Source organism: Bacillus sp. LUNF1 (genome assembly GCF_011008975.1).
Lineage (GTDB): Bacteria > Bacillota > Bacilli > Bacillales > Bacillaceae > Bacillus > Bacillus velezensis.
In genome coordinates this window covers 2428674-2452760 of record NZ_CP048876.1, presented here as the reverse complement: position 1 = coordinate 2452760, position 24087 = coordinate 2428674, and the positions used below count along the sequence as shown (strand labels likewise).

General features: G+C 45.0%; 31 protein-coding genes, 1 tRNA gene and 1 riboswitch. Of the genes, 23 read left to right on the top strand and 9 right to left on the bottom strand.

The genetic code is table 11. The features are described 5' to 3' along the window. The first annotated feature begins 185 nt into the window (after positions 1–185). The 5 genes from G4O42_RS11740 (at position 186) to G4O42_RS11720 (ending at position 4033) form a co-directional block, all read left to right on the top strand. On the top strand, positions 186–395 hold the full coding sequence (locus tag G4O42_RS11740) for a YqgQ family protein (protein ID WP_007612586.1): 210 nt from the start codon (positions 186–188) through the stop codon (positions 393–395). A 35-nt stretch (positions 396–430) separates the two neighbouring features. Next, complete coding sequence (glcK, locus tag G4O42_RS11735) at positions 431–1393, top strand: glucose kinase GlcK (protein WP_015417825.1); 963 nt, start codon at positions 431–433, stop codon at positions 1391–1393. 82 nt (positions 1394–1475) lie between these two features. Next, on the top strand, positions 1476–2603 hold the full coding sequence (locus G4O42_RS11730; RefSeq protein WP_032874003.1) for a M14 family metallopeptidase: 1128 nt from the start codon (positions 1476–1478) through the stop codon (positions 2601–2603). Positions 2604–2675: 72 nt separating this feature from the next. Beyond that, positions 2676–3713 (top strand): YqgU-like beta propeller domain-containing protein, encoded by a 1038-nt coding sequence (locus G4O42_RS11725; protein WP_032874005.1) that lies wholly within the window; start codon positions 2676–2678, stop codon positions 3711–3713. Between the two features lie 5 nt (positions 3714–3718). Continuing rightward, positions 3719–4033 carry an MTH1187 family thiamine-binding protein gene (locus tag G4O42_RS11720; RefSeq protein ID WP_003153073.1) on the top strand — a complete coding sequence of 105 codons (315 nt, stop codon included), beginning with the start codon at positions 3719–3721 and terminating at the stop codon, positions 4031–4033. A 32-nt stretch (positions 4034–4065) separates the two neighbouring features. Here G4O42_RS11720 and G4O42_RS11715 read toward each other — a convergent pair whose 3' ends face one another. Next, on the bottom strand, positions 4066–4239 hold the full coding sequence (locus G4O42_RS11715) for a DUF2759 domain-containing protein (RefSeq protein WP_003153076.1): 174 nt from the start codon (positions 4237–4239) through the stop codon (positions 4066–4068). 154 nt (positions 4240–4393) lie between these two features. Between G4O42_RS11715 and G4O42_RS11710 the strand changes: the two genes are divergently transcribed. Further along, positions 4394–5032 carry an MBL fold metallo-hydrolase gene (locus G4O42_RS11710; protein WP_003153077.1) on the top strand — a complete coding sequence of 213 codons (639 nt, stop codon included), beginning with the start codon at positions 4394–4396 and terminating at the stop codon, positions 5030–5032. Between the two features lie 38 nt (positions 5033–5070). Here G4O42_RS11710 and G4O42_RS11705 read toward each other — a convergent pair whose 3' ends face one another. Then, positions 5071–5316, bottom strand: a complete 246-nt coding sequence (locus G4O42_RS11705; protein ID WP_003153078.1) for a DUF2626 domain-containing protein — start codon at positions 5314–5316, stop codon at positions 5071–5073. 236 nt (positions 5317–5552) lie between these two features. Between G4O42_RS11705 and G4O42_RS11700 the strand changes: the two genes are divergently transcribed. Beyond that, complete coding sequence (locus G4O42_RS11700; RefSeq protein ID WP_032874006.1) at positions 5553–5933, top strand: Spx/MgsR family RNA polymerase-binding regulatory protein; 381 nt, start codon at positions 5553–5555, stop codon at positions 5931–5933. A gap of 63 nt (positions 5934–5996) precedes the next feature. Here G4O42_RS11700 and G4O42_RS11695 read toward each other — a convergent pair. Further along, positions 5997–6067: transfer RNA gene (locus G4O42_RS11695), tRNA-Gln, on the bottom strand. Between the two features lie 71 nt (positions 6068–6138). Between G4O42_RS11695 and G4O42_RS11690 the strand changes: the two genes are divergently transcribed. Next, positions 6139–6969: an STAS domain-containing protein gene (locus G4O42_RS11690; RefSeq protein WP_032874008.1), complete on the top strand. Its 831-nt coding sequence runs from the start codon at positions 6139–6141 to the stop codon at positions 6967–6969. 37 nt (positions 6970–7006) lie between these two features. On the opposite strand, the gene G4O42_RS11685 is transcribed toward G4O42_RS11690, so the two are convergent. Continuing rightward, positions 7007–8308 (bottom strand): hemolysin family protein, encoded by a 1302-nt coding sequence (locus G4O42_RS11685; protein WP_032874010.1) that lies wholly within the window; start codon positions 8306–8308, stop codon positions 7007–7009. Positions 8309–8453: 145 nt separating this feature from the next. Here G4O42_RS11685 and G4O42_RS11680 point away from each other — a divergent pair, with 145 nt between their 5' ends. The 9 genes from G4O42_RS11680 (at position 8454) to G4O42_RS11640 (ending at position 13756) form a co-directional block, all read left to right on the top strand. Beyond that, positions 8454–9404, top strand: a complete 951-nt coding sequence (locus G4O42_RS11680; protein WP_032874012.1) for a magnesium transporter CorA family protein — start codon at positions 8454–8456, stop codon at positions 9402–9404. A gap of 196 nt (positions 9405–9600) precedes the next feature. After that, positions 9601–10671 (top strand): competence type IV pilus ATPase ComGA, encoded by a 1071-nt coding sequence (gene comGA, locus G4O42_RS11675; protein ID WP_003153083.1) that lies wholly within the window; start codon positions 9601–9603, stop codon positions 10669–10671. Then, a complete protein-coding gene (gene comGB / locus G4O42_RS11670) occupies positions 10658–11695 on the top strand; it encodes a competence type IV pilus assembly protein ComGB (protein ID WP_032874014.1) in 1038 nt (345 codons plus the stop codon). The genes comGA and comGB overlap by 14 nt, the downstream gene beginning before the upstream one ends. A 4-nt stretch (positions 11696–11699) precedes the next feature. After that, positions 11700–12008: a competence type IV pilus major pilin ComGC gene (gene comGC / locus G4O42_RS11665; RefSeq protein WP_003153087.1), complete on the top strand. Its 309-nt coding sequence runs from the start codon at positions 11700–11702 to the stop codon at positions 12006–12008. Further along, complete coding sequence (gene comGD, locus G4O42_RS11660; protein WP_007612572.1) at positions 11998–12435, top strand: competence type IV pilus minor pilin ComGD; 438 nt, start codon at positions 11998–12000, stop codon at positions 12433–12435. The genes comGC and comGD overlap by 11 nt, the downstream gene beginning before the upstream one ends. Further along, positions 12419–12733 (top strand): competence type IV pilus minor pilin ComGE, encoded by a 315-nt coding sequence (comGE, locus tag G4O42_RS11655; protein ID WP_032874016.1) that lies wholly within the window; start codon positions 12419–12421, stop codon positions 12731–12733. Before comGD ends, comGE begins: the two co-directional genes overlap by 17 nt. Continuing rightward, positions 12678–13142: a competence type IV pilus minor pilin ComGF gene (comGF, locus tag G4O42_RS11650; RefSeq protein ID WP_223813077.1), complete on the top strand. Its 465-nt coding sequence runs from the start codon at positions 12678–12680 to the stop codon at positions 13140–13142. Before comGE ends, comGF begins: the two co-directional genes overlap by 56 nt. Then, on the top strand, positions 13143–13520 hold the full coding sequence (gene comGG, locus G4O42_RS11645) for a competence type IV pilus minor pilin ComGG (protein WP_032874019.1): 378 nt from the start codon (positions 13143–13145) through the stop codon (positions 13518–13520). 56 nt (positions 13521–13576) lie between these two features. After that, entirely contained in the window at positions 13577–13756 is a 180-nt protein-coding gene (locus G4O42_RS11640; RefSeq protein WP_022552966.1) for a YqzE family protein, read from the top strand. A gap of 40 nt (positions 13757–13796) precedes the next feature. Here the strand turns inward: G4O42_RS11640 and G4O42_RS11635 are convergent, their stop codons facing one another. Further along, positions 13797–14126, bottom strand: coding sequence for a DUF3889 domain-containing protein (locus G4O42_RS11635; RefSeq protein ID WP_032874021.1), 330 nt, complete (start codon positions 14124–14126; stop codon positions 13797–13799). 258 nt (positions 14127–14384) lie between these two features. On the opposite strand from G4O42_RS11635, the gene tapA reads away from it, so the two are divergent. From tapA to tasA, 3 genes are all read left to right on the top strand, one after another. Next, entirely contained in the window at positions 14385–15056 is a 672-nt protein-coding gene (gene tapA, locus G4O42_RS11630) for an amyloid fiber anchoring/assembly protein TapA (RefSeq protein ID WP_032874023.1), read from the top strand. Beyond that, positions 15028–15612 carry a signal peptidase I SipW gene (sipW, locus tag G4O42_RS11625; RefSeq protein WP_032874025.1) on the top strand — a complete coding sequence of 195 codons (585 nt, stop codon included), beginning with the start codon at positions 15028–15030 and terminating at the stop codon, positions 15610–15612. The genes tapA and sipW overlap by 29 nt, the downstream gene beginning before the upstream one ends. Positions 15613–15676: 64 nt before the next feature. Further along, positions 15677–16462 carry a biofilm matrix protein TasA gene (gene tasA, locus G4O42_RS11620; protein WP_032874027.1) on the top strand — a complete coding sequence of 262 codons (786 nt, stop codon included), beginning with the start codon at positions 15677–15679 and terminating at the stop codon, positions 16460–16462. Between the two features lie 47 nt (positions 16463–16509). Here the strand turns inward: tasA and sinR are convergent, their stop codons facing one another. From sinR to G4O42_RS11600, 4 genes are all read right to left on the bottom strand, one after another. Continuing rightward, a complete protein-coding gene (sinR, locus tag G4O42_RS11615) occupies positions 16510–16845 on the bottom strand; it encodes a transcriptional regulator SinR (protein ID WP_003153104.1) in 336 nt (111 codons plus the stop codon). Between the two features lie 33 nt (positions 16846–16878). Beyond that, entirely contained in the window at positions 16879–17052 is a 174-nt protein-coding gene (gene sinI / locus G4O42_RS11610) for an anti-repressor SinI (protein WP_032874029.1), read from the bottom strand. A 176-nt stretch (positions 17053–17228) separates the two neighbouring features. Continuing rightward, on the bottom strand, positions 17229–18023 hold the full coding sequence (locus G4O42_RS11605) for a YqhG family protein (protein ID WP_007612541.1): 795 nt from the start codon (positions 18021–18023) through the stop codon (positions 17229–17231). 21 nt (positions 18024–18044) lie between these two features. After that, positions 18045–19715, bottom strand: a complete 1671-nt coding sequence (locus G4O42_RS11600) for a DEAD/DEAH box helicase (RefSeq protein WP_032874031.1) — start codon at positions 19713–19715, stop codon at positions 18045–18047. A 144-nt stretch (positions 19716–19859) separates the two neighbouring features. Continuing rightward, positions 19860–19959, top strand: a riboswitch (glycine riboswitch). Positions 19960–20137: 178 nt separating this feature from the next. Between G4O42_RS11600 and gcvT the strand changes: the two genes are divergently transcribed. Genes gcvT through gcvPB form a run of 3 tightly spaced genes read left to right on the top strand, consistent with a single transcriptional unit; the run spans position 20138 to position 24067 of the window. After that, positions 20138–21238, top strand: a complete 1101-nt coding sequence (gene gcvT, locus G4O42_RS11595) for a glycine cleavage system aminomethyltransferase GcvT (RefSeq protein WP_032874033.1) — start codon at positions 20138–20140, stop codon at positions 21236–21238. Between the two features lie 14 nt (positions 21239–21252). Then, positions 21253–22599, top strand: coding sequence for an aminomethyl-transferring glycine dehydrogenase subunit GcvPA (gene gcvPA / locus G4O42_RS11590; RefSeq protein WP_032874035.1), 1347 nt, complete (start codon positions 21253–21255; stop codon positions 22597–22599). Further along, positions 22592–24067 (top strand): aminomethyl-transferring glycine dehydrogenase subunit GcvPB, encoded by a 1476-nt coding sequence (gcvPB, locus tag G4O42_RS11585; RefSeq protein ID WP_032874037.1) that lies wholly within the window; start codon positions 22592–22594, stop codon positions 24065–24067. The genes gcvPA and gcvPB overlap by 8 nt, the downstream gene beginning before the upstream one ends. Positions 24068–24087 lie beyond the last annotated feature (20 nt).

The following is a 24087-nucleotide window of genomic DNA, read 5'->3' as shown; positions in this document are numbered from 1 at the left end:
TCAAACTTTAATCCTTTTGTGCTTTTGGGCACGAAAGTATTGTAACAGAAAAACGCATAAATGAGTGTTTTTTTACAATTATGAATATACAATTTATGAAAATGACACAAGGATATTTTCTCCAATCGTTTTTTGCTTGACGCCCGGATCAGTGATGAAATACGCTTATATTAAGAAGAATAGAAATGGTGAAGCAGATGAATTCATTTTATGACGTGCAGCAGCTGTTTAAGTCATTCGGACATATCGTTTATTTCGGTGACAGACAAGCCGAAATTGACTTTATGAAAGATGAATTAAAGGAAATGTACTTGTCAAACGTGATTGAAAGAGAATTATGGCAAAAAGCCGCCGGAGTTCTTCAGAGAGAATCGGAGCGGATCAAAGGCAGATAACAAAGCAGGATTTTAATAAGAAAAGGGAGATTATTATGGAAGATACATGGTTTGCGGGGATTGATCTTGGCGGGACAACCATCAAGCTGGCCTTCATCAACATGTACGGTGAAATTCAGCATAAATGGGAAGTTCCTACCGATAAATCAGGAAACACAATTACGGTCACGATCGCCAAAGCGCTTGATCAGAAGCTGGAAGAACTGAACAAGCCGAAACGGATCGTAAAATGGATCGGAATGGGAGCGCCCGGACCCGTGGAAATGGCGACGGGAATGGTCTATGAGACGACAAATATGGGGTGGAAAAACTATCCGCTGAAAGACCATCTCGAGGCGGAAACGGGTATTTCGGCCGTCATTGAAAACGATGCCAATATCGCGGCGCTCGGAGAAATGTGGAAGGGTGCAGGTGACGGGGCCAAAGATGTCATTTTAGTGACGCTCGGAACCGGAGTCGGCGGAGGCATCATCGTCAACGGAGAAATCGTTCACGGTAAAAACGGGGCCGGCGGGGAAATCGGTCATATTTGCAGTATTCCGGAAGGAGGAGCTCCGTGCAACTGCGGAAAATCCGGCTGCATCGAAACGATTGCGTCCGCAACAGGCATCGTCCGCATCGCGAAAGAAAAGCTTGCGGCGGTTTCCGACTCTTCGCTCTTACAAGTGGATGATCTGACGGCACGTGACGTGTTCGAAGCGGCTAAACAGCAGGATAAGACAGCGCTTGAAGTCGTCGATTATGTCGCAAAACATTTAGGCCTCGTGCTCGGAAATCTGGCAAGCGCCATGAACCCGACGAAAATCGTGCTCGGCGGAGGGGTCTCTAAAGCGGGTGAAATCCTGCGGTCAAAAGTGGAAGAGACTTTCAAAATCACCGCGTTCCCGCGTTCTGCGGAAGCGGCCGATATTTCGATTGCGGCACTTGGAAATGACGCCGGAGTCATCGGCGGGGCGTGGATTGCCAAAAATGAATGGCTCAAACATCAAAACTGTTGAAGAAAGTCTGCCTGCCCATATCGCGGGCGGCTTTCTTTTTTTATCTCCCCTGTCATATAGTTTTTAAAAAAGGGGGATGAACATGGCGGGAATTCGTGTCAAACCTGAATTGAAACAGCATATGACAGATATTGCAAAGGTGCTTTCAATTGATGAAAAACTGTTGAAAGCCGCTGATAAAACGGCGGAAAGCGATGAATTATTTTGTCCCGGCTTTGCCGTGAGCGGGCAGTCAGAGGGTCCCCCGCTTGAGACGCTGAGCGGGCTTTCGCGATACATCCGGCGCTGTGAAAAGATTCTTTCCGCTGATCAATGGGTGAAGGAAGAAAAGGTGTACGGCTCCCAATCGGTTTATGAAGAAATTGAGAAAATAACAGATGTCTTTCCGTTTGTCACGTACCGTAAAATCGGCAGTTCCGTATTGGGAAAGCCGCTTTATGAGCTGAAAATAGGTGCGGATACGGCTGAAAGAAAAGTCCATGTAAACGCCTCATTTCATGCCAATGAATGGATCACCACCTCGGTCGCGCTTAAATGGTGTAAAGAATATTGCGCGGCATTATGCGAAAATAAAACCGTTTTCGGGCACTCTGCGCTTGATATATTCAGCCGGACATCATTGTCATTCGTTCCGCTCGTAAATCCCGACGGGGTTGATCTCGTACTTTACGGATGTGAAGATTTATCAGAAAAAAATGAATTTCTTAAACAATTAAATGAGCACCGCCCCGATTTCCGCGAATGGAAGGCGAATATAAACGGTGTGGATTTAAATAAACATTTCCCATCCAATTGGGATATTGAACAGAGGCGCAAACCGAAAGCCCCTTCATACCGTGATTTTCCGGGGACGGCGCCGCTCACTGAACCGGAGGCGCAGGCGATGCACCGGCTGATAACGGAACAGCCGCCTGACAGGCTGATCGCGCTTCATACGCAGGGAGAAGAGATTTATTGGGGATACGAAGGATGTGAACCGGAGCAATCATCCCGGATGATTCGGGAGTTTGAAGCGATAAGCGGAAACCGCTATCAAGGCGTTAAAACCATTGACAGCCATGCCGGTTTTAGGGATTGGTTTATACAGCAGTATGGAAAAGAGGGCTATACCATTGAGCTCGGGAAGGGAAAAAACCCTTTGCCTTTTCATCAGTTTGCTGATATTTATCAAGCGACGGAAGGTATTTTGTGGAGGTCGCTTGTTTTTTGAGACATCTGTGAAATTTCTCATTTGTTTACATAAACAAATATGGGACAATAGAAAAGAATGGGGGGAAGGCTGGTGAGATACTTGGTTTGTGTTCTGCTGTCCGCATTCGTTCTGTGTTTAGCGGCTTGTGAACCATCTCATCAGCAGCAAGACACAGGCGTTTCGGCAAAATCGGCAGAACAGAAAATCGTTCCGCTCAGTAAAAAAGAAGCGGAGAAAACGGAAGGATGGCTGGATAACAGAACGATCCTGTATACAGCACATCATCAGCTGATGAAATATGATCTTTTCAGCGGAAAATCCGAACGGCTCTATGAAACAAAGGGCAATATTGTCAATGTAAAGATCAGCCGGAAAAAACAGCTGATTCTCGTACAGGTGACAAGCAAAGGTCAGACTGAGCTTGTGCTTATGAACAAGCAGGGGAAAAGACTTTATCACAAAGCCTTTAACTCTTATGAGCTGGAGACGGCTTGGAATCCGTATGACCCGTATCAAATGATGATTACCGTTTTTACTGAAACATGGGACTTCACAGCCTATACGGCCGATATGAACAACGGCATTTTAAAAAAGAGTCCCGTTCAGGCCCCTTTTGTCCATTGGACCTCCACTGATGAATTCCAATATATCAAGCAAGGAAAAACGGAGGAAGAGGGTCCTTTATATTCTTATGACTTGCAGACAAAAAAAGAAAAAAGAGTGCTTCATCACGTCATCTGGGCTGATTCCCGCCCGGGCATGACGATTGCCGTCAGACAAACGGATCAATCGGACGGAGACGGCGAGTTCCTTTTCCAAAAGCCGGCATCCGTGACACACCGCTTTCCTCTCCAAGAAAAGTATGAGAGCTTTGCGCCGATGGAATATGATTACGATCAGACACATAAGCGGTTTTACATATTCAAGCCTGAAGGCCGCTCTTACAATCTGATCAGCTTTGACTTAGGAGACGAACGGGAGCGGACGGTGCTCAAAAACACGGAAATGGAGCCGATTCAGATCTCTCCGAACGGGGAATACGCTTTATACGGCTTTACGTATGACCGTCTGATTTCACTGAAAACAGGCATGACAGAACCAATCATAACAAATGAAAAAGGAGTTTGAACCAAATGGCAATTGCAGATGTGACAATCATTCCGATCGGAACAAAAACACCGAGCGTCAGTGAGTATGTAGCGGATGTGCAAAACATTTTGGAGGGTTACAAAGCTGCCGGCAAAATCAAATTTCAGCTCACGCCGATGAACACGTTGATTGAAGGTGAGCTGAGCGACTTATTCGCAGTCATTCAGGACATTCACGAAGCCCCGTTCCAAAAAGGGCTGCACAGAGTGGCGACAAATATCCGCATTGATGACAGACGTGATAAAGAAACGACGCTGGAGAGCAAAATCAAAAGTGTCAGCAAACATTTGCAGCAATAAAAAATAAGCCTGTATCCATTGGATACAGGCTTTTAATGTGCAGTCGGATAGCCGCTGGTTACAACGGTCATTACGGTAAACCAGCCAAACACGCCCAGCGTGGCGGCGGCTAACAAAAATCCCAGGATATTTCTCTGTCTGACAGCCCGCAGGACTCCTAATACAGCTAATAATGCGACAAGGCCGAAGATTACAACAAGTAACATCATGCTCCTCCTTTGTCATTGGAACCTGAAAATCTTTCCATTTCATTTTAACCGTTTTCATTTTGTTTGTCGATAGCGTTTTCCCGGACGCATTCATTGAATCTTCCGCAGAAAACCTTCATAATAAGGGCATATACATAAAGAGGTGATGAAAGTGAAATGGAGACGAATGCCGGCCGGTCCGATTCAGGCAAACGCGTATTTTCTTGTCAGTGAGGATCAGTCCTGTCTTATTTTTGATCCGGGCGGGGAAGCGGACAAAATCAACAATTACATAAAAGAAAACAATCTGAAGCCGCTCGCCATCTTACTGACGCACGCTCATTTTGACCATATCGGCGCGCTTGATGAAGTAAGAGACAGATGGGATGTTCCCGTATATCTTCACAAAAATGAAGAAAAGTGGCTGGAGGACTCTTCCTTAAACGGATCAGGCATATTGCGGGGCATCGCCGTAACGGCACGGCCCGCCGAACGGCTGATTGAAGGCGACGGCATATTGGACATCGGACCTTTCCATTTGGAGACATTGTTTACGCCGGGACATTCACCGGGAAGCGTTTCTTATTATGTGAAGGATGCGGATCTGGTGATTTCAGGTGATGTGCTTTTTCAGGGAGGCATCGGCCGAACTGATTTACACGGCGGAAGTCAGGACGTATTGCTTGATTCCATTCATCAAAAACTGCTCACGCTTCCCGGACATACACTTGTATTAAGCGGGCACGGGCCGGAAACGGATATCCAGACAGAGCAGGAGCGAAACCCGTTTATCAATGGTTTTTCACTGTAAATGAAAAAAGACAGACCATAATGGTCTGTCTTTTTCGGTCAGTGGGTTCCGCCGCCCGGTGTCATAATAAAAATAGAGTAATATGTAAATCCGGCGAAAAATACGGTTAAGTAAGCTCCGAAAATATAAATATACATCCGCTCAGTCAGATTCAAATAAGAAAGAAATACGAAAAAGATCGTCTGTCCAAAAAACAAAAGAGAAGCGTCTTTCATGCCCCCTAAAAAAAACATGACTGCAAATATCCCCGTCCAAAATCCTAACACCCGGAACATGCGATTCATTCCTTATCCCCTCCCGAGAATCTATCTGAAGTTTATTATAATAGATCGGCACTCAAAATGTAAACATTTTCATGATTATATTTATTGTGGAATTTATGTCTTTCCCTGTGTTTTATATCTTATGCCGCTCTCTGAAAAAGATCCGAAAAATCTTTTTGAAATATGTTTAATGAAAAAAAGTTCAGGGTACTTATGTTAACAAAGAGACGGATTATCCGAGGGAGGAATTTTTAAAAATGAAAGAACTTATTTTTTATTCATACCCGAGCTGCACATCATGCCGAAAAACGAAACATTGGTTAAAAGCCCACAATGTTGACTTTCAAGAGCGCCATCTATTCAGGGAGACACCGACAATTGATGAATTGAAGCAGATCTTATCATTAACGACCGAAGGAATTGATGAAATATTGGCGACGAGAAGCCAAATATTTAAAAACCTCAACCTGAACATTGAAGAAATGACTGTAAATGAAGTGCTGAAGCTTTTGACTGAGAAGCCGAAACTGCTGCGGCGTCCGATTCTGATCGATCGCAATAAGCTCGTTATCGGATACAATCCAGGAGAACTGATGAAGCTGACGAAGAAAAAAACGGTACATCAATCTGTATCATAAGAGAAAAACGAAGATCCGCTGATCAAATTTATCAGCTAATCTTCGTTTTTTGCGGTTGCGGGACTGGGCTAGCTGGATTCGAACCAACGATCACGGAGTCAAAGTCCATTGCCTTACCGCTTGGCTATAGCCCATCGGATGTAATTACAGTATGTGCGTCAGGCGCCGATTTATACATACAAAGGAATTTGAATGGAGGAGACCTGTGAAACATTTGAATGAAACATTATCTCGAACCTTAATTGAAGAATCAGGTGAAATCACACGCCAATGGCTGCTCATACCAAAATCGGGGCGGCCTTCAGATGATCAGAAAGCGGAAATGCAGCACCGTCTGTTAATTGAAATCGTTGCCGGCATTCTATCGGAAAAAGACGGCGGGGAAGAGGAGCTGACAAAATGGGCGCTTCAGTTCGCAAGGGACCGGGCCGTCCATGAAGTACCGGTCTATGAAAGCGTCACGAGCTTTAAAGAATTCCGGAGATTGGTCTGGAACCGCATACAGACATGCTGTGAAACGATGTCTGAGAAGCCTGGGGCGAATGCGGTATTCCATTGGGGAGAGAAGCTGAACAAAGCAATTGACCATATGATTGAAGTATTTACAGAGGAATATTATAAAGTGACGGTTACACAATTAAACGCCCAAAAAGAAATGATTAACGAACTAAGCGCGCCGATTATGCCGATTGCCGACGGTATTGGAATTTTGCCGCTCGTCGGCGAAATTGACACCTACCGGGCAAAAATGATTTTGGAATCGGTGCTTGATCAATGTTCTTCACTCCGTCTTTCTTATTTATTTTTAGATATATCAGGTGTGCCGATTGTGGATACGATGGTCGCTTATCAGATTTTTAAAGTGATTGACAGCACAAAACTTATTGGCATAGAAACGACAATCTCAGGCATCAGGCCGGAAATCGCGCAGACCGTCGTGAAGCTCGGCATCGATTTTTCTCAGGTGAAAACGGAGCAGAGTCTGGCGAAAGCGCTGGAAAAAAACGGATTTATCGTAAAAGAATCATTAAGATGATAAAAAGCTGAATGGCCGGGAGGGATTTCTCCCTCAGCTATTCAGCTTTGTCAGCTTCAATCGTAATGATATGATGGCTGTCGATTTCTTTTACCGTAAATGTGTAGCCTTCAAAATCAATGGTGCTCCCGGGCTTCGCGTCAATATGCTGAGTAAGAAACCAGCCCCCGAGTGTATCGACTTGATCAGCCGTAATCTCTGTTCCGAGTACATCATTGGCGTCACTGATCAGCAATTTGGCGTTCAGGAGATAGCGGTTCTTCCCAAGCTTTTGAACGGAAGGTGTTTCGTCCGTATCAAATTCGTCGCGGATTTCGCCGACGATCTCTTCAATGATATCTTCCGCCGTTACTAATCCCGCGGTTCCGCCGTACTCATCAATGAGAATGGCCATATGGGCGTGTTCCCGTTGCATTTTAACGAATAATTGATAAATCGGAATCGTCTCAATCACATGGATCGCCGGCTGGATGTAAGGGCTGAGTTCGTGTTTTGTAAACGCCGCTCCTTCTGACAGGAATCTGAATAAAACTTCTTTTATATTGATGATGCCGACTACATGATCTTTATCTTCTTTTACTACGGGATACCGGGTATATTTATTTGTTTTAATAATGTCCCGGAGCATATGTCCCGATCCGCTGTCTAACGGCAGGCTCACCATTTCATTCCGGGGCACCATAATTTCTTTGGCAGTGCGCTTATCAAATGTAAAAATGTTATTTACGTAATGGAGCTCGCTTTTTTTGATCATGCCGCTTCGATAGCTTTCGGCAAGGAGCACCCGCAATTCCTCTTCCGTATAAGCCATTTCATGTTCGGAAGCAGGCTTCAAGCCGAACATGGCTGTAATCAGGCGGGCGGAATGATTGAGCAGCCAGATGAACGGAAACATTAACTTATAAAACAAAATCATCGGTCTGGCAGACAAAAGTGTAATCCGCTCGGCTTTTTGGATAGCAAAACTTTTCGGGGCGAGTTCGCCGATAACGACATTCACATATGTAACCAGCAGAAAGGCGATGATCAATGACAGTACTTGGGCAACCGCTTCGTGAACTCCGGTCTTTAAAAATAACGGCTGAAGCATTGCTTTGACTGTCGGTTCACCCAGCCAGCCGATTCCCAAAGCGGTGACGGTGATGCCCAATTGGCACGCCGATAAATATTCATCGAGGTGTGTAATGACATGCTTGGCTGCTTTTGCTCCTTTTACATCTTCCTCAATGAGCTGATTAATGCGGGAGCGCCTTGCTTTAACGATTGAAAACTCTATGGCGACAAAACACGCCGTTAATAAAATAAATAGTACGATGGCAGATAGTTTGACGATATACAATGTAACGCCTTCCGCGAAGGAAGGCTTGCACCTCCCTTTTTTCGGAATAATACCACTGTAGAAAGCTGCTCAAACATCGAACCTGGTTTAGCCTGCTTCATTTACGGTAATAAAACAAGAAAGCGATACTGGAGGATGACAAGAGATGAAGGTACATTCGGGAGCGGACTGGCTGTGGTACCAGCTCGGTCCGCATGAAAAAACGGAAGCGAAAAAAATGATCCATCACAATCACTGGCCGCAATGCGAAAAGTGGTTTGAACATGAAAATCATATAAACTTTCTGCGCTCAGATACAAATGATCAGAATAATGAAGCGGTTTTCGGTTCTTTAATCTATCATCAAGGATTAGATGATGAAAAAAACCATACCGTATTTCACTTTTATATTACGAGAGAATTCTTTTTTACAATTAATTTTGATTTTTCGCTGCTGCGCGGTGTAAAAGAAAAGCATGCCACACAGCAGATTCAAACCTGTGAAAATCCGATTGAAGGCTTTTTTGTTCTGCTGGGAGAGCTGATGAATTCATATCTGATCGGACTGGATGAATTTGAAGTCAAGCAGCGGACGCTGAAATGGCAGATTCATGATGACAACAGCAAAGGAATCTTGGAAAATGTGCATAAACTGCGCCATGAGCTGTTCATTTGGAAAGGCCTTACACTGGGGGCTAAAAAAGTGGAAATGGCTTTAAAAGAAGCTTTTCTCCCGAAAAATGACAGGCAGAAAGATTACCTCAGAGCTCATCAAAAGATGGAAAGAGGAATTACATATATCAATGAGTTTGATCAGGAATTGAGCAATCTGCTGCACGCCGAGGAAGTCATTACCTCCCAAAGAGGAAATGAAATTGTGAAAGCCTTGACGATCTTTACAACTCTCTTTACACCGATGACGGCGCTTGGAGCTCTCTGGGGGATGAACTTTGATAACATGCCGGAGCTTCATTGGAAATATGCGTATATTTGTTCCATCGTGCTCATTATTGTATCAACCCTGCTGATTTATATTTATCTGCGGCAGAAAGGCTGGACAGGGGACATTTTGAGGGAGCATCAAAAAAAATATTTGCGGAAAGAAAAGAAACGCTAAGAAGAGCAGGCAAACGCCTGCTTTTTTTGATGGCTGGCTGAAAATGGCCGAATGGTTCCCGATTTCATTCGGTAAATCAAAGTCAGGGGGCTTATTTTTTATTTTTTTACGTTTTACACAGTGTAAAACGCATAATCTCTCCTTTGCCGGATTTTGTGTATCTGATTTACAATACGTGCGGAAGGAGGGAAGTCTTGTGAAAAATATTGAAACATACAGCAGGAACATCATAAACGAGGCATATACGGCAAGGGCTTCAGATATACACATTGTACCGAGAGAAAAGGATGCTTTCATTCATTTTCGCATCGGCCATGCTCTTGTGAAAAAAAGAGTCTTAAAAAAAGAGGAATGCGTAAGGCTTATTTCTCATTTCAAGTTTTTATCGGCCATGGATATAGGAGAAAGACGGAAGCCGCAAAACGGGTCATTGTCTTTGCCGCTTCCGACGGAAACCGTTCATTTGAGAATGTCAACCTTGCCGACAATGAATGATGAAAGTCTTGTCATCAGGCTTTTGCCTAAGCGGCAGATTCCCCCTCTGGATAAATTGTCCTTATTTCGGGGGGCGGGCGCCGCATTATTGTCCTTTCTGAAGCATTCGCACGGCCTGCTTCTGTTTACCGGCCCCACCGGATCTGGAAAAACGACCACTCTTTACTCGCTTGTCAACTATGCAAAAAGGCATTTCAACCGGCGTATTGTCACGCTTGAAGACCCCGTAGAAACAAGAGATGAGGATGTGTTGCAAGTTCAGGTGAATGAAAAAGCCGGAGTCACATATTCCGCCGGTTTAAAAGCGATTTTAAGACATGATCCCGATATGATCATCTTAGGGGAAATCAGGGATGCCGAGACGGCTGAAATCGCAGTCCGCGCGGCCATGACGGGACACCTCGTTCTTTCAAGCCTGCATACAAGAGATGCTAAGGGCGCCATATACAGGCTGCTGGAGTTTGGCGTGAACATGACAGAAATTGAACAAACCGTCATTGCTATTGCCGCTCAGCGTCTGGTTGATTTAACATGTCCGTTCTGCAAAGAGGAAAACTGTTCCGTGTACTGCCGGATGTACAGGCAGACACGCCGTGCGGGCATTTATGAACTGCTCTACGGGAAAAACCTCACCCAATGCTTTCAGGAAGCAAAGGGAGAGCACGCCAATTTTCAATATCAGACGCTCCGCAGGCTGATCAGAAAAGGAATCGCGCTCGGCTATGTCACGACCGACAATTACGATCGGTGGGTGTATCATGAAGCGGATTAAACGAACCTGGCCGTTGAAGGATCAAGCGGCTTTTTTGAAAAGGCTCGGTGAAATGACGGAAAAAGGATACAGTCTGATTGAAGGGCTAAGACTGCTGAAACTCCAGCTGCATAAACGTCAGCTTGCAGAGCTGACGGACGGAATCCGCCGGCTGAGGGAAGGTGATGCGTTTTACCAAGTGCTTGAGGCACTGTCTTTTCACAAAGAAGCCGTCTCTATCTGCTATTTCGCTGAGAAACACGGGGAATTGCCGGGAGCGATGAAACAAAGCGGCGACTTGTTACAGAGAAAGCTCATACAGACGAATCAAATCAAAAAAATGCTCCGGTATCCGATGTTTTTAATATCTTCCGTCTGTGTCATGTTTTATATCCTGCAAAGTTTAATTATTCCGCAGTTTTCTGGGATTTATCAATCAATGAATATGAATACATCCGGTGCGACTGCTTTCATCTTTGCGTTTTTTCGGCATTTTCATGAAGCCTGCGCACTGGCGCTGTCCGCCGCTTTCTGCTTGTTTTTGTACGTTTGGTTCTTATGTAAGAAAAAATCCCCGCAAGATAAAATGCTGATTGTTGTGAAAATACCACTATTAGGAAAAGCGGCCGTTCTTTTTAACAGCTACTTTTTCTCTTTACAGCTCAGCAGTCTTCTGAAATCCGGCCTTTCTATCTATGACAGCTTAACAGCTTTTAAAGAACAATCTTTTCTGCCTTTTTATCGTGAAGAAGCAGAGATGCTCATTACACGTCTGAAAGCCGGAGAAACCATAGAATCCGCTCTTTCCGGGCATCCGTGTTATGAAAAAGATCTTGCGGCTGCAGTCAGCCACGGACAGGCAAACGGCCTGCTTCACCGCGAACTTTATACGTACAGCCAGTTTATGATGGAGCGTCTTGAACAAAACGCGGCGAAGTATACCGGCATTCTCCAGCCTGTCATTTACGGTGTTGTGGCCGGTATGATTTTAATTGTCTACATGTCAATGCTGATGCCGATGTACCAGATGATGAACCAAATGTAAGGGAGTGCTTCGTCTGAAAAATCAAGATGGATTTACTTTAATTGAAATGCTGATCGTTTTATTTATCGTTTCCATTCTGCTTTTAATCACCATTCCTAACGTTACAAAACATAATCAAAGCATTCAGCATAAAGGCTGTGAAGGACTGCAGAATATGGTGAAAGCCCAAGTGACGGCGTACGAAATCGATCATGAAGGTAAAATGCCGGATATGAACGATTTACAATCAGAGGGGTATATCAAAAAGAATACAGCCTGCCCGAATGGTAAACAGATCTTAATTAGTGGCGGAGAAGTTACAGTTGAACAATAACAGGCGGACAGAAAATGGGTTTACCCTTCTTGAAAGCCTGATTGTGTTAAGCCTGGCGTCCGTCCTGCTGACGGTTTTGTTCACGACGGTTCCGCCGGTCTGCACCCACCTTGCCGTGCGGCAAAAAACAGAACAGCTCCAAAAAGATATTCAGCTTGCTCAGGAAACGGCTATCGCAGAACATAAAAGAACAAAAATCACTTTTCTTCCAAAAGAGCATAAATACAAACTGCAGTCAGGCGGAAGGATTGTCGAGCGTTCTTTTGATTCGCTTCATATTACACTTGTAACTTTACCGGAGAGCCTTGAATTTAACGAAAAAGGCCATCCGAATTCGGGAGGAAAGATTCAATTGAAGAGCGCCGGGTTCACCTATGAGATAACAGTTTACTTAGGGAGCGGAAATGTCCATGCTAAACGGAAATAAGGGGTTCTCTACTATTGAAACACTATCAGCAATGGCCATTTGGCTGTTCCTTATGACGTCTATCATTCCGGTCTGGACGGACATGCTGACAGATGGTCTGAAAATAGAAGATCGCCAGGAAGCGTACCAGCTTCTTCAGAAACATATCAGCACTTATATGATGACCGGAAAAAAGCCGCCGTCTCCCGGTGTGAAGTGGAAGGAGGATGGTGAGTATTACAAAGTGTGTGCGGCTGACCGCGGTGAAAAAGAAATGTGCCTCAGTATTCTCAAAACAGACTGGCTTTACGCTTCTTAATGTTTTGTTCTCCTTAGCAGTCTGTCTTTTCCTATCAGGAACCCTGGGCCCGATTTTACATCTGTTTTTATCAAACCGGGCCGATAACGGCGGATTAGACAGCCGGGAGCATCAAATTGCCGTTCAGCAGATCATGAACGAATGTAAACAGGCTGAGACTGTGAAGCCGGCGGACGGCGGACGGGCGTTAGCATGCCGGAAAACAGGAGGCGAAGAAGTGAGTTTTGAAATTTATCATAAGATGATAAGGAAAAGAGTAAACGGAAAAGGCCACGTGCCGATCCTGCAAAACGCGGCATCATTAACGGCTGATGTGAAAAACGGCCTGATCTTATTAGAGATCTCAAGCGTTGCAGGTAAAAAGAATCAGGCGGTCATTCCGGTTTACAGCTCTTTGAAAGGTGATTAAATGTCCAAATCTGACGGTTTTATATATCCCGCGGTTCTGTTTGTTTCTGCCGCAGTTTTACTTGTCATCAGCTATACTTCATCTGATTTCATCACCCGAAAAACATTTGCAAAAGAGGCAGGGGAGTACTGGATCGGAGAGAACCTGCTCCAAAACGGCGCGCTGCTGTCAAGCCGCCATATGGCACAGGGAAAAAAGGCCCGAACTGGTACACAGCGTTTTCCGTATGGCACCGTTTCTTTTCACATCTCCGGGAGTGATCGCCGGGAAACGGTTCAGGTTACAATTCAGACGGAAACCACGACAGGTACGAGACGGGAGGCTCACCTTTTGTTCGATCAGAAGAAGAAACAGCTGATTCAATGGACGGAAGTATAAAAAAGAGGCGGCGGGACAACACTTCATAGTAAAGACAGCACTATGAGGTGAGAGCCGTGAAAACAAATGATTATGTAAAATATATGACTGAGCAATTCGTTAAATATTTCGATACGCCGAAACAGGAACGGAAAGAGCGAAAAGAAGTGCGGAAAGAAAAGAAAGTACCGGCTTCTCAGCACTGGTTCGGAATATTGCCGTACAGTTTTAAGCTGTGGATGCAGCGGAAAAAATAAAGTTGAATCACACGAAAGGTCCTCCTGATACAGGAGGGCCTTATTGGTATTCCTCAATGACGGCAATTTTATTTACCTTTTGGCTGTAGGGATTAAAAGAAATCGTAACAAACACGCCAAATTCTTTTGCGCCATCCCGCAATGTCAAGTGGTATTGCTTGACTGCTTCGTCCGTTCTTTTCCGATCCCACACCTTTTGAATAAATAACGTTTGGGCGAGCGGATATCTTTTTTTAGCTTCTTTTTCTGCTAACTTTTCCCATTTTGATTGATGGTGAACAGCATAATAAGGCACCGTTTCCGCATGAGCTGTTCCTGAAACCCCGAAAACAAGAAGAGAAAGGCAAATCAGACTTTGTTTGATCATCATTCTTCGTCCTTTCGCTGTATATACTTTCCATTTTGTTCTAAGCACCTCGTTATTTTCTCACGTTTTATTAGAAAAAATTCCAAAAAGGTGTGTAATTTGAAGCAAAACGATGTTTTTGAAAGATACCATTCTTAAAAACGAACAATTTGACCGATTTTGACATTTTTCAAGACGATAATCCTTGATTATACTTTGTTCATACAGTTCTTTAAAGAGAACGTTTGTCATATTTATTAACAGTTTTACAGGGGGTAAGGCATGTTCCGATTGTTGCGAATGGAAAAAAAGGGCAAGGTGAGATGGCGGAAGATGCTATTTTTACGGCTTTCGTTCATTTTTTGCCTGTCAGTGACGATATGTGCTCAGTTCACAGGTGATACAAGTTCCTCCTTCAATGATGTGAAAAGCTTCAGTCTCCCGGTTCAAACGTGCGGAGATTTTCAATATACGGATGACGATTGCCGTTATGACGAACGCTGGGATCAAAGTGATTTACATATAACAAATCAAACTGATACGTCAGGCACCGTGTGTGCGCCGCTTCAGCTCTATGCCGAGCTGGAGAATAAGGGAAAAGAGCGGACTGTTTCTGACTGGAAATGGGAGCTCCATAAAATCGCTTTTCAGCAGCAGCCTTTACGAAACGGCAATGTTGTGGATAAAGGGCTTATTACTGATAAAAAAAGCAAAACGATTTATAAAATTGAGTCAAAGCGGTCTTTGAAGCCGGGCATATACGCATTCAAGGTTTACAAGCCTGAAGGGTATCCGGCGGACGAAGAAAAATTTGAGTGGTCAAAACCGATGAAACTCGTCAAATGCCGGGAACAGGCGACCGTTTCCGATCTAAATAAAACGGAGAAAGAGCCGGCAGAGCCGGTAAAAGAAAGCGGGGAAGAACATGAAAAAAACGCTGAAACTGATCAGTAATATTTTGTATGCCGTCATCTTCAGCTTGATTATTGTGCTGACGTTAACGGTGATTTCGACCCGGGCTTCCGGGGGTGAGCCGGCCATCTTCGGCTACACGCTGAAATCCGTGCTGTCTGGTTCAATGGACCCGGAATTTAAGACGGGTTCGCTCATAGCGGTAAAGAAAATTTCTGACGTGAATGACTTAGAAAAAGGGGATGTGATCACCTTTACGCAAAATGACGGAACAGCCGTCACACACAGAATAATCGGGATCACAAAAAAGGACGGGAACCTGCTGTTTGAGACAAAAGGGGATCATAATGCCGTCCCGGATGCCGCACCCGTTCAAGCTGAAAAAGTGGCTGCCCAGTATACGGGATATCAGCTCCCGTATGCCGGATATGTCATCCATTTGGCCAGCCAGCCGATCGGAACGGCGATTCTGTTAATCGTTCCCGGCGTCATGCTTTTGATTTACTCCATAACAGTCATTGTCAGCGCCCTCCGCGATATTGAGCGGAAAACGAAAGCGCTGGAAGAACATGCGAAAAAGGGAACCATCTCTACATGAATACGGTTGCAACCTGGCGACAGGATTTGATAACAAAACTAAAAAGTAAGGGGAGAGTACAAACATGGGTATGAAAAAGAAATTAAGCTTGGGCATTGCCTCAGCCGCACTCGGTTTAGCATTAGTAGGAGGAGGCACATGGGCCGCATTTAATGATGTGAAGTCGACAGACGCTACATTTGCATCAGGAACACTTGATTTATCGGCTAAAGAACAATCAGCCAATGTCAATTTGTCAAACTTAAAACCAGGTGATAAATTGACGAAAGATTTCGAATTCAGAAACAACGGTTCACTTGCCATTAAAGAAGTGCTGATGGCTTTGAATTTTACTGACTTTAAAGGAGCAAAGAAAGGAAATGAATCTGCGGAGGATTTCCTCAGCCAGTTTGAAATTACGGTTCTGACAGTCGGTAAAGAAGGGGGCAACGGCTATCCTAAAAATATCATTTTGAAGGCGGCCAGCCTGAAAGACTTATACTTAATGTCAACAAAACAGGATAAAGCAGCTGCCGAAGCGATCAGCAAGCACATTGATCCGAAATTCTTGAGTGAGAGCGGAAAAGTCAATGTAGCAACCATTAACGGCAAAACAGCTCCTGAGTACGACGGAGTTCCGAAAACGCCCGCTGATTATGATCAGGTGAGAATGGAAATCAAATTTAAAAATGACACCGCTAAAACTGCGGACGGATTAAGTGTGCAAAACAAGTTCCAAGGCAATGCGATTTCTCTTCAATTCTCTTTTGAAGCAACGCAATGGAACGGTTTGACCATTACGAAAGATCATACGGATAAAGACGGTTACGTCAAGGAAAATGAAAAGGCTCACAGTGAGGATAAAAACTAATCCGAAAGTCGGACAGTTAAAAGAGGAGTTGTGCACATATGGCGGCACTACTCCTCTTTTTGCGCTTTTCTCCATTTTTGATAATCTAAAAATTCACGAAATTGTTTTTTTGATACCCCGGATGTCATTGCATCGCGAACTAATTTCTCCCATTCACTATCTAATTGACCATCGTATTCGGTTTCATGTTTTTCATCAAGTAAAGTATGAACCGAGACGTCCAGAACAGCGGAGACTTTTTCGAGAAATTGAATGGAGGGGTTCGTCTGTAAATTTCGTTCTATTGAGCTTAAATAAGACTTCGCTACCCCAGCTTTTTCAGCTAGTTCTGATAGTGAGTAGCCTTTTTCTTTTCGGTATTGTTTAATACGCTGGCCAATCAATGTCATCACCTTCCTTGTGATATTATAGCACATTCAGAAAGGATTTACGGTATGACTTCTGGCTGCCTGGACATGTTGAGAAGACTTTTTATTCGAAAGCAGGTATTTGCGTATTTCTTCTAGGCTGATATTTGCTTTTTGGGCTTCTAATATCAGCTCAACCCATTCCTTATCTAATTGCGAAAATTCCATTTTTGCATTTTTCATGCATTTTCTCCTCCTAAAATACTTGTTTATGTATTTCAGCCAATCCGCCCATGACCTTTTCTTTACATGTCTGGAAGTGATTCATCGCATGCGAAACGCCAGAAATTTTTTCTATATACTTTTATTATAATATAGAATTTCCAGAAAAAACGGGAAAGGTGTCGAATGGATAACGCTTACCCAGAAAAATTACTTTGCAGGAAAAATAAACCGCCGTTTTCGATCTGAATGTGAATTTTCGGCTGATATAAGGCTTTCAGCGCTTGTTTTTCCAAATGGTATTCCTCAGGTTTTTCCTCTGTCTGCTCATAAAACTGATCGAGCAGCCTGAGGTCCTTTTTCCATCTGGCGATCGCGCTGTCAGCCCAGGCTGACGGCTCTTTGGCGGCAGCGTCTTTTAAGTAATGCTCCATCCTTTTAATCCCGCTTTCCGGCTTAATCATCGGCGATATGGTAAAGCAATAGTCTGATATTTGCGAGGTCAGCGGAAGCGGTGCAAGCTTCTGCTGAAACCCTTCTATAATGGTTCCAGAAACAAGATGCAGGCCTAAAGACAAAAGTCTGTCTTTTTTCATGTCGGATTGGTATGAAATCACTACATTTAATCCAAGCCAGGGCTGAAGCGGAACTCTGGCTCCGGCTGATACAATTTTCTCATATATTCTTGTAAATCTCCCATTTTGTTTAACTGCTTGAAAGATTTGAAAGAGGCGCGGGGCTCCAAAGTAAATAAATTCGCCGTCCATATCCTCCGGAGCCGTTTCTTTATCAGTGATGAACGTAATCTTCATCGGGTTCGGTTCGCCGCCCGTTTTTTCACGCCAATGCCAATAAAACGGGCGGTTCATAATTTGTTTGTCCATCTCGACCGTCAACTGAACCGTCATAAAACCCGGCCCGTGTTCTGTAATCGGACAGTGGTTCGCTTCAAAAAAGCGCAGTAAAAATTCGTGAACCTCCTGCTGTCTCATGTCGCGCTTCCTCCTTTTAGATTAAGATCCTTTTTTTCTGGCGGGCTTTCCCGTACCGTACGACAGAAAAGAGGTGAGATTGTCCATTTTGATTCTCATTTCTTCCTCTGTCAGCGAATGGCATAAAATATCATGCAAATGGTCTTCGAAATTGCTCACTTTGATTTTTGTTAAGATGTCATCTAATTCTCCGACGACATTTTCAAATAAATGAATTTTGTCATACAGAAGTTTTAAGATATGCTCTTCCACCGTATGTTTTGTCGCCATATTGTAGATATGGACATCTCTTTCCTGACCGAGTCTGTGAATCCTTCCGATTCTTTGTTCAAGCCGCATCGGGTTCCACGGGAGGTCATAATTGATTATATGGTTGCAGAATTGCAGGTTGATCCCTTCGCCTCCGGCTTCTGTAGCGATCAGCACTTGCACTTTGCTGCGGAAGAGGTCCTTCATCCAGTCTTTTTTTCCGCGTTTAAATCCGCCTCTGAACGGAACGGAGCTTATGCCGTTCTGCTGAAGGAACCATTGCAGGTAAATCTGTGTCGCCCTGTATTCAGTGAAAATAATGACTTTATCATTAATCTTTTGGATCAAGTCAACAACTTGAATCGCTTTTGAGTTTTGCGTGACTTGATTAATGCGGTCCATTAAATTAGCGATTGTCTGATCATCGAATGCGGGCGCTTGTTTGTCTTTTTGGTCAAGCATTTTTTTGAGCGTCATATACACGGCTTCCCTGCTTGAACAGCACTCTCTTTGCAGCGTCATAATGGAAAATGCGCTTGCGGGCTTTTCCGTGCCGTTTTTCAGTGCGACGATGTCATCGTAAAGCGCCTGTTCCGTCGGTGAAAAGGTGATCGGCACTGTTTCCACATGGCGCTTCGTCCATGTAAGGCCGGTGTCGCTCCGCGTGTTGCGGATCATCACCTTATTGACGAGCTCTTTCAAATGCTCATGAGCGTCAATCCCGTCCTTCCGATTGAAGGTTTCTTGAAATCCGCTTTCGTTTCCTAAATGGCCGGGTTTTAACAGTGACACTAAATTGAAGATTTCTTCGATTCGGTTTTGAATCGGTGTCGCCGTCAGAAGCAGGCAGTATTTCTTCACAAGACTTCTCGCAAATTCATAATTTTTCGTTTTGCTGTTTTTGAGCTTGTGCGCCTCGTCAATAATGACGAGATCATACGGAATAGAAAGCACAATGTCTTTGTGAGGCGAGCGTTTGGCCGTATCAATAGAAGAAACGACGATATCGCACTGTTCCCACACATAGCTTTTTTTCTGTTCAACAGCGGGTATTAAAAACTTCTCCTGAAGCTCTTTCACCCACTGGGAAACGAGTGATGCCGGCACAAGAATCAGGATTTTTTTGGCCAGCCCGCGAATCATATATTCTTTTAAAATCAGGCCCGCTTCCACCGTTTTTCCGAGCCCCACTTCATCAGCCAAAATTGCCTTGCCGTTCATTTTTTCAACGACTTTCTGCGCGACTTCAAGCTGATGGGGAAGCGGAGTGAAATCGGGAAGGTATAAAGGAGCCCTCAAACCTTCAAATTCAGGAATGGCAAGGGTCTGCTGGACTTCAGCCGACAGTTTGTACATCTCCCAATTTGACCAGGGACCGTCCGTTTTCAGCCGCTCAGAAAACTCTCCCGGCCAGTTTGCATCAAATATGATCTCTGCTGTCATATGTAACAAAACCGCCTTTCTTTTAAAAAACTGATTTATCATAATTTTTGTTGCCGGACGTAAGTGAGGGTGGTAGGATATAAGTAATGATTTCACTAAAAGATATTGCTTTAGTATGTCCATAAAATTGGTAAATATGAGCGGATGACAGCAAGGGGAGAGACTCGGACGAAAGATGGGCGTCCGGGCGCCGAAGGAGCAAACTGCGAGTGAATCTCTCAGGCAAAAGAACTCTTGCTCGACGCAACTCTGGAGAGTGTCTGCGTTTAGAAGAAGCAGGCCACCAAAGGGGACGTCTTTATGATATGTTCATAAAGTAAACTTTCAGGTGCCGGGACAGAGAAACCTTCATTTTCATGAGGTGTTTCTCTGTCCTTTTTTATATGTTTTTACAATGCGCCAATGACTGAAGGGGGAAGATGATGCTGAAACGAACACCGCTTTATGACGTGTATAAAGAATACGGCGGAAAAACAATTGATTTTGGAGGATGGGAGCTGCCGGTTCAATTTTCTTCTATTAAAGAGGAGCATGAAGCCGTCCGCACAAAAGCGGGCCTGTTTGATGTGTCCCATATGGGGGAAGTCGAAGTATCCGGTAAAGACGCCCTGTCTTTTCTCCAAAAAATGATGACAAATGACGTTGCCGATTTAAAGCCGGGAAACGCGCTCTATACCGCCATGTGTTATCCTGACGGCGGTACGGTCGATGACTTGCTGATCTATCAGAAAAGCGAGAGCTGCTATCTGCTCGTGATTAACGCGTCTAATATTGAAAAAGACATCGCTTGGCTGACGGAACATACGGAAGGCGATGTCACGCTGACGAATCAGTCTGACGGGATTTCACTGCTTGCTGTTCAGGGGCCGAATGCTCAGTCGGTTCTTACGAAGCTGACTGAATGTGATTTGTCCTCCTTAAAGCCGTTTACATTTATTGACGAGGCGGACGTTGCCGGACGTCAAGTCCTGCTTTCAAGAACAGGCTATACCGGTGAAGACGGATTTGAGTTATATTGCCGCAATGAAGATGCGGTTCATCTATTTAAGGAGATACTTGCAGCGGGAGAGCATGAAGGCCTCGTTCCGTGCGGCCTCGGCGCCCGTGATACGCTGAGATTTGAAGCGAAGCTTGCTTTATACGGTCAGGAATTGACGAAAGATATTACACCGATTGAAGCCGGAATCGGATTTGCCGTGAAACACAAGAAAGATTCCGATTTTTTTGGGAAATCAGTATTGCGCGAACAGAAAGAAAAAGGAGCCCCGCGAAAGCTGGTCGGACTTGAGATGATTGAAAAAGGGATTCCGAGACACGGGTACGCCGTGAAAAAAGACGGTGTTCCGATCGGTGAAGTCACGACAGGCACGCAATCTCCGACTTTAAAGAAAAATATCGGCCTTGCCTTAATCAAAACGGAATTCAGTGAAGTCGGAACGGAAGTAGAAGTGGAAATCCGTAAAAAAACGGTAAAAGCGAAGATTGTCCGCACACCGTTTTATAAACGTCCAAAACAGAGCTGAAAAAGGAGAGTCATATGAAGCATCGATATTTGCCCGCGACAGAACAGGATAAAAAAGAAATGCTGAAAGCCATCGGCGCAGAAACAATTGATGAACTGTTTGCCGATATTCCGGAAAATGTACGGTTTCAAAAAGACTACCGCATTAAACAAGCAAAGTCAGAAACTGAGCTGACGAGAGAGCTGACGAAGCTTGCGGCGAAAAATAAAGACGCTGTTACATATGCATCTTTTCTGGGCGCAGGAGTGTACGATCACTACCAGCCGGTTATCGTCGATCATGTGATATCCCGATCAGAGTTTTACACGGCATATACACCTTACCAGCCTGAAATCTCACAAGGAGAGCTGCAGGCGATTTTTGAATTTCAAACGATGATCTGTGAATTAACGGGAATGGATATCGCAAACTCCTCTATGTACGACGGGGGAACGGCGCTGGCGGAAGCGGCGATGCTTGCGTCGGGCCATACGAAAAAGAAAAAAATCGTCATTTCCGCAGCCGTTCATCCGGAATCGCGGGATGTTTTGAAAACATACGCAAAGGGCCAATATATTGAGGTTGTAGAGGTGCCTGCGAAAAACGGCGTCACAGATCTTGAAGCATTGGAACATGCCATTTGTGATGAAACGGCCGCCGTGATCGTCCAATATCCGAACTTCTTCGGACAAATCGAGCCGTTAAAGGACATTGAGCCGCTTGCACATAAAGGAAACAGCCAGCTGATTGTTTCTTCAAACCCGCTCGCGCTCGGTATTTTGAGACCGCCCGGGGCATACGGAGCTGATATCGTCGTCGGGGACGCGCAGCCTTTCGGCATACCTGCGGCGTTCGGCGGCCCGCACTGCGGCTATTTTGCAGTAACGAAAAAACTGATGAGAAAGGTGCCGGGCCGGCTTGTCGGCCAAACGGAGGATGAAAACGGGCGAAGAGGTTTTGTTCTCACTCTTCAGGCGCGCGAGCAGCATATCAGAAGAGACAAAGCCACGTCTAACATTTGTTCAAATCAGGCGCTGAATGCTTTAGCGGCTTCAGTCGCGATGACGGCGCTCGGAAAAAACGGCGTCAAAGACATGGCCCGCCAAAATATATTGAAAGCTGATTACGCGAGACGCCAAGCGGAAAAAGCCGGCTTACACGTAGCATTTGATGGCCCGATATTTAATGAATTTGCCGTCAGGCTGAATCTTCCCGTCAAGGAAGCAAACCGGCGGCTCCTGCAAGACGGCATCATCGGCGGATATGACTTAGGCCTTGCGTATCCGGAACTGAATCAGCATATGCTCATTGCCGTCACAGAGCTGAGAACAAAAGAAGAGATCGATTCGCTTATTGCGGGATTGGGGGATCAACATGAATAATCAAGATCAGGCGCTTATTTTTGAAATGTCCCGCGAAGGGCGTGTCGGTTACAGCCTTCCGGAGCTTGATGTGCCGGAAACAGAGCTTGAAAGCCTTCTTCCCGGTGGCTATATCCGCGATGAAGACGCAAAGCTGCCGGAAGTATCAGAGCTTGATATTATGCGGCATTATACCGCTCTTTCTAGGAGAAACCACGGAGTTGATTCAGGCTTTTATCCGCTCGGCTCCTGTACGATGAAATACAATCCGAAATTAAATGAAAAAATCGCCCGGATCGCAGGTTTTTCCGCGATTCATCCGCTTCAGGACGAGGATACTGTTCAGGGGGCGCTTGAGCTTTTATACGATTTAAGCGGACACTTGGAGGAGATTACGGGCATGGACGAGGTGACGCTGCAGCCTGCGGCGGGCGCTCACGGCGAATGGACCGGCCTGATGATGATCCGCGCCTATCACGAAGCGCGGGGAGACTTCGGACGGACGAAGGTGATTGTCCCTGATTCAGCCCACGGCACGAATCCGGCATCCGCCACGGTCGCCGGTTTTGAAACGATTACCGTCAAGTCAAATGAGCACGGGCTGGTTGACATTGAAGATTTGAAAAGAGCGGTAAATGAAGAAACAGCGGCGCTGATGCTGACGAATCCGAACACCCTCGGGTTATTTGAGGAAAACATTACGGAAATGGCTGAAATCGTCCATCAGGCCGGCGGAAAGCTTTATTATGACGGAGCGAATTTAAATGCCGTTTTAAGTAAAGCAAGACCGGGAGATATGGGATTTGACGTCGTTCACCTTAATCTGCATAAAACATTTACCGGGCCGCACGGCGGGGGAGGACCTGGCTCAGGGCCGGTCGGAGTGAAAAAAGAATTCATTCCGTATCTGCCGAAACCCGTTCTCACGAAAAAAGAGGGCCGTTTGACTTTTGACTATGACCGGCCGCAGTCGATCGGGCGCGTAAAACCTTATTACGGCAACTTCGGCATTAATGTCAGAGCCTACACGTATATCCGTTCCATGGGGCCTGACGGCTTAAAAGCCGTGACCGAAAACGCGGTTTTAAATGCAAATTATATGATGAGAAGACTCGCGCCTTATTATGATCTCCCGTATGACCGTCATTGCAAGCATGAATTTGTGTTATCGGGAAGAAGGCAGAAAAAGCTTGGCGTACGAACGCTTGATATTGCCAAACGGCTTTTGGATTTCGGCTATCATCCGCCGACTGTGTATTTTCCTCTCAATGTTGAAGAAAGCATCATGATCGAACCGACGGAAACGGAATCAAAGGAAACGCTTGATGCGTTTATAGATGCCATGGTTCAAATTGCGCGGGAAGCGGAGGAATCGCCTGAAATCGTTCAGGAGGCGCCGCATACAACAGTTGTCAAAAGAATGGATGAAACCAAGGCGGCAAGAAAGCCGGTTTTAAAGTACGAACATACACCTCGCGTCAGCCGCTGACACGGTGTAAAAAAAGAGCT

What these genes read in the sequence shown, in the direction of transcription:
- G4O42_RS11700 (WP_032874006.1), top strand. Translation starts at nt 5,553, where the DNA reads ATGAAAGAACTTATTTTTTATTCATACCCGAGCTGCACATCATGCCGA.
- comGE (WP_032874016.1), top strand. Translation starts at nt 12,419, where the DNA reads ATGCTAAACGGAAATAAGGGGTTCTCTACTATTGAAACACTATCAGCA.
- G4O42_RS11730 (WP_032874003.1), top strand. Translation starts at nt 1,476, where the DNA reads ATGGCGGGAATTCGTGTCAAACCTGAATTGAAACAGCATATGACAGAT.
- tapA (WP_032874023.1), top strand. Translation starts at nt 14,385, where the DNA reads ATGTTCCGATTGTTGCGAATGGAAAAAAAGGGCAAGGTGAGATGGCGG.
- G4O42_RS11635 (WP_032874021.1), bottom strand. Translation starts at nt 14,126, where the DNA reads ATGATGATCAAACAAAGTCTGATTTGCCTTTCTCTTCTTGTTTTCGGG.
- G4O42_RS11600 (WP_032874031.1), bottom strand. Translation starts at nt 19,715, where the DNA reads ATGACAGCAGAGATCATATTTGATGCAAACTGGCCGGGAGAGTTTTCT.
- sipW (WP_032874025.1), top strand. Translation starts at nt 15,028, where the DNA reads ATGAAAAAAACGCTGAAACTGATCAGTAATATTTTGTATGCCGTCATC.
- comGG (WP_032874019.1), top strand. Translation starts at nt 13,143, where the DNA reads ATGTCCAAATCTGACGGTTTTATATATCCCGCGGTTCTGTTTGTTTCT.
- G4O42_RS11715 (WP_003153076.1), bottom strand. Translation starts at nt 4,239, where the DNA reads ATGTTACTTGTTGTAATCTTCGGCCTTGTCGCATTATTAGCTGTATTA.
- comGB (WP_032874014.1), top strand. Translation starts at nt 10,658, where the DNA reads ATGAAGCGGATTAAACGAACCTGGCCGTTGAAGGATCAAGCGGCTTTT.
- gcvPA (WP_032874035.1), top strand. Translation starts at nt 21,253, where the DNA reads ATGAAGCATCGATATTTGCCCGCGACAGAACAGGATAAAAAAGAAATG.
- G4O42_RS11720 (WP_003153073.1), top strand. Translation starts at nt 3,719, where the DNA reads ATGGCAATTGCAGATGTGACAATCATTCCGATCGGAACAAAAACACCG.
- G4O42_RS11605 (WP_007612541.1), bottom strand. Translation starts at nt 18,023, where the DNA reads ATGAGACAGCAGGAGGTTCACGAATTTTTACTGCGCTTTTTTGAAGCG.
- G4O42_RS11705 (WP_003153078.1), bottom strand. Translation starts at nt 5,316, where the DNA reads ATGAATCGCATGTTCCGGGTGTTAGGATTTTGGACGGGGATATTTGCA.
- G4O42_RS11740 (WP_007612586.1), top strand. Translation starts at nt 186, where the DNA reads ATGGTGAAGCAGATGAATTCATTTTATGACGTGCAGCAGCTGTTTAAG.
- G4O42_RS11680 (WP_032874012.1), top strand. Translation starts at nt 8,454, where the DNA reads ATGAAGGTACATTCGGGAGCGGACTGGCTGTGGTACCAGCTCGGTCCG.
- glcK (WP_015417825.1), top strand. Translation starts at nt 431, where the DNA reads ATGGAAGATACATGGTTTGCGGGGATTGATCTTGGCGGGACAACCATC.
- sinI (WP_032874029.1), bottom strand. Translation starts at nt 17,052, where the DNA reads ATGAAAAATGCAAAAATGGAATTTTCGCAATTAGATAAGGAATGGGTT.
- gcvT (WP_032874033.1), top strand. Translation starts at nt 20,138, where the DNA reads ATGCTGAAACGAACACCGCTTTATGACGTGTATAAAGAATACGGCGGA.
- gcvPB (WP_032874037.1), top strand. Translation starts at nt 22,592, where the DNA reads ATGAATAATCAAGATCAGGCGCTTATTTTTGAAATGTCCCGCGAAGGG.
- tasA (WP_032874027.1), top strand. Translation starts at nt 15,677, where the DNA reads ATGGGTATGAAAAAGAAATTAAGCTTGGGCATTGCCTCAGCCGCACTC.